Below are 3,151 nucleotides of genomic sequence, written 5' to 3'. Positions count from 1 at the left end.
CCCGCATCGAACAGGATGTTGTGCGCGTTGAGATCGGCGTGGTCCAGGCCGGCGCGATGGAAACGCGCGAGCAGCTCGCCGGTGGCTTCCCATGGCGCGCTGACCGGATCGTCCGCGGCCAGCGCGGCCAGCGATCGCACGCCGGGCAGGCGTTCGAGCAGGATCGCGGCCCGATAGCCGGCGCCGCGGCGCCAGTAGCAGGCGGCGATCGGCCGCGGCACGGGCAGGCCGAGCGTGTGCAGGGCGCGGGTCAGGCGGAACTCGCTGAAGCTGCGGGTGCGGTCGGCGCCGTGCCAGGCGAACATGTCGCGGCTGATCCGTGCGGCCAGGCCACCGCGCAAATACTGGCGCAGCACTGCCTGGCCGAACGGCGCGTCCACGAACCACGCGCCGCCGCGCCCGCCGGAGGACACCGCCGAGGCACGTTCTCCCCACCACGCCGGGTCGAACCAGCCGGCCTGCGCTTGCTGCACGCGACGCGCGTCGAACAGAATCGCCCCATAGCCGGCGGGCCGTCCGTCGCGCCGATGCTCGAATGGCGTCAAGCTCTCGTTTGCGTCGAAGGCGACCATCCAGCGAGTCTAACAAGGGCATGACGACCGATTCCCACATCCCCGCCCCCCCGGCCTCGATCTGCCTGCTGCGGCTGTCGGCGCTGGGCGACGTCACCCACGTGCTGCCGCTGGTGCATACCCTGCGCCGGGCCTGGCCCGGGGTCGGGCTGACCTGGATCATCGGTCGCGGCGAGCACCGCCTGCTGGAAGGCCTGCCGGGCGTGGAGTTCATCGAGTACGACAAGCGCGAGGGCCTGGCCGGCATGCGCGCCCTGCGCCGGCGCCTGGCCGGGCGACGTTTCGATGCGCTGTTGCAACTGCAGGTGGCGGCCCGCGCCAACCTGCTGTCGGCCTTCATCCCGGCGCGCCGCCGCATCGGCTACGACCGCGCCCGTTCGCGCGACCTGCACGGCCTGTTCATCAACGAGCGCATCCCCGCGCGCAGCGGCGAACATGTACTCGATGCCATCGGCAGCTTCAGCGAGCCGCTGGGCCTGCGCCAGGACCATGTGGAGTGGCAGCTGCCGGTGCCGGAGGACGCGCACGCATGGGCCCGCGCGCAGTGGGACGACGATGGCCGCCGCGTGCTGGCGATCTCGCCGTGCTCCAGCCACGCGCTGCGCAACTGGCGTGCCGAGCGCCATGCCGCGGTCGCCAACCACGCCATCGCGCGCGGCTGGCGGGTGGTGCTGTGCGGCGGCCGCAGCCAGCTCGAACGCGACACCGCCGACGCCATCATCGCCGCGATGCCGCAGCCGCCGCTGGACCTGGTGGGCAAGGACACGCTCAAGCAGCTGCCTGCCCTGCTCGCGCGCGCGGACCTGCTGATGACGCCGGACTCCGGCCCGATGCACATCGCCAACGCGATGGGCACCAAGGTGCTGGGCCTGCACGCGGCAAGCAATGCGGCGCGCAGCGGGCCGTACTCGGACCGCCGCTACTGCGTGGACCGTTACGACGATGCCGCGCGCAGGTTCCTGGGCAAGCCCGCGTCGGAACTGCGCTGGGGCGCCAAGGTCGAGGTCGAGGGGGCGATGGACCTGGTCACGGTCGACGATGCCGTCGCCGCGTTCGAGCGTTACGCGGCAGGACCGCGCCCGTAGTCCTGGTAGGACTTCTCCTCGACATAGGTCGAGCCGAGGGCCAGGTTGATGTCCTTCTTGATCCGCGCGCGTTCGTCGTTCTCGACGTACACGCTGCGGGCCAGGGCGATGAACTCGTCGTCGAAGGCCTGCGCCTTCTCCTTGATGCGGATGTCGTCCTCGATCACCCACAGGCGCTCGTTGACCGCCTTGAGCCGTGCACGCAGTTCGACGACGTCGCCTGCCGCGGCCGGGTGCGCCATCCAGGTCTTCTCCAGCGCCGACAGTTCGGCGCGGACGTTGGCCAGCTTGGCCGGATCGGTCATGCGCTCGGACTTGATCTGCAGGATCGCGATCTTGTCGAGCAGCTCGCCGTAGGAGACTGGAACGAGGATTTCGGACATGCCGCCTCGAATCGTGGCGCTCGAATATGGCGGAGAGGGTGGGATTCGAACCCACGGTACGCTTGCACGTACGCCTGATTTCGAGTCAGGTACATTCGACCACTCTGCCACCTCTCCGGTGGGCCGCAAATGATACGGACCGCAGGCTCCGGCCACAAGCGCCACCCGGACCGGTTGTGGCGAGGCCGGCGGGACGCGATGATTGCGTTCACCCCGGAAAGACCTCCCCTCCTCGCCGCTGGGCTGCATGATCGAGTTCGGACACCTGACCCACGTCGGCTTGCGCCGCGAGCTGAACGAGGACACCTATTACGGCGACAGCGAACTGGGGCTGTGGCTGGTGGCCGACGGCATGGGCGGGCACGAGTACGGCGAGGTCGCCAGCGCCCTGGCGCGCGAGGCGATCGTGCGCGAGGTCAGGCGCGGAGCGCCGCTGGAACAGGCGATCCGCACCGCCGACGAGGACATCATCCGCGCCTCGCAGAAGCGCGGCGATGCCCTGCCCATGGGCACCACGGTGGTCGCGGCCCGGATCGCCGGGCGCCGCTTCGAGGTCGCCTGGGTGGGCGACAGCCGGGTCTACCTGTGGCGCGACGGCAAGCTCGCGCAACTGTCGCAGGACCACAGCTACGTGCAGGAGCTGATCGGCCGCGGCGCGATCAGCGTCGAACAGGCGCGCAGCCATCCGCACCGCAACGTGGTGACCCAGGCGCTCGGCGTGACCGATCCGCAGCAGCTCAACGTGGAGACGATGTCCGGCGACCTCGATGCGGGGATGCAGTTGTTGCTGTGCAGCGACGGGCTCACCGAGGAGGTCGACGACGCACGCATCGCGCGTGCGCTGGCCAACACCGACTGCAGCGCCCAGGAATGCGTCGACGAACTGGTCGCGGCCGCGCTCGATGGCGGCGGCTCGGACAACATCACCGTGGTGCTGGTCAGGCAGGGATAGCTTCGGCTTCCGCCTCGGGCGCGGCGACAGCCGCCCGGTCCCATACCGCATGGCCCGCCCGTGCGCGCAGCCTGGCCAGGCGTTCCTCGTGCGCGGCCAGGTCCGCGGCCGGCACCTGCACCCGCGGGCGCGGCGCCTCGGTTCCGGCCAGGCGTTCGA

Annotated in this window: 4 protein-coding genes, 1 tRNA gene and 1 pseudogene; 2 read left to right on the top strand and 4 right to left on the bottom strand. The window is 70.6% G+C overall.

The window, feature by feature from the left end:
• On the bottom strand, positions 1 to 572 hold a 572-nt coding region (locus QAA18_RS12465), incomplete at its 3' end, for a 3-deoxy-D-manno-octulosonic acid kinase (protein WP_279413379.1).
• Positions 573 to 610: 38 nt separating this feature from the next.
• On the opposite strand from QAA18_RS12465, the gene QAA18_RS12460 reads away from it, so the two are divergent.
• Positions 611 to 1,657, top strand: coding sequence for a glycosyltransferase family 9 protein (locus QAA18_RS12460; RefSeq protein ID WP_279413381.1), 1,047 nt, complete (start codon positions 611 to 613; stop codon positions 1,655 to 1,657).
• On the opposite strand, the gene QAA18_RS12455 is transcribed toward QAA18_RS12460, so the two are convergent.
• Together QAA18_RS12455 and QAA18_RS12450 are read right to left on the bottom strand one after the other, a co-directional pair.
• The gene (locus QAA18_RS12455) at positions 1,633 to 2,040 is read right to left on the bottom strand and encodes a DUF6165 family protein (RefSeq protein WP_279413377.1); all 408 of its coding nucleotides are present in this window, start codon (positions 2,038 to 2,040) and stop codon (positions 1,633 to 1,635) included. The genes QAA18_RS12460 and QAA18_RS12455 overlap by 25 nt on opposite strands.
• Positions 2,041 to 2,067: 27 nt before the next feature.
• A tRNA-Ser gene (locus QAA18_RS12450) sits at positions 2,068 to 2,157 on the bottom strand.
• Between the two features lie 130 nt (positions 2,158 to 2,287).
• Between QAA18_RS12450 and QAA18_RS12445 the strand changes: the two genes are divergently transcribed.
• Positions 2,288 to 2,992, top strand: coding sequence for a protein phosphatase 2C domain-containing protein (locus tag QAA18_RS12445; RefSeq protein WP_279413375.1), 705 nt, complete (start codon positions 2,288 to 2,290; stop codon positions 2,990 to 2,992).
• Here the strand turns inward: QAA18_RS12445 and QAA18_RS12440 are convergent.
• Positions 2,979 to 3,151 (bottom strand): annotated as a pseudogene (locus tag QAA18_RS12440) (DNA polymerase III subunit epsilon); the annotation flags it as partial. The gene QAA18_RS12445 and the pseudogene QAA18_RS12440 overlap by 14 nt on opposite strands.

The organism is Luteimonas sp. 8-5, assembly GCF_029763755.1.
Taxonomy (GTDB): Bacteria; Pseudomonadota; Gammaproteobacteria; order Xanthomonadales; family Xanthomonadaceae; genus Cognatiluteimonas.
The sequence above is the reverse complement of the archived record's forward strand: the minus strand, read 5'-3'. Positions and strand labels throughout refer to the sequence as shown.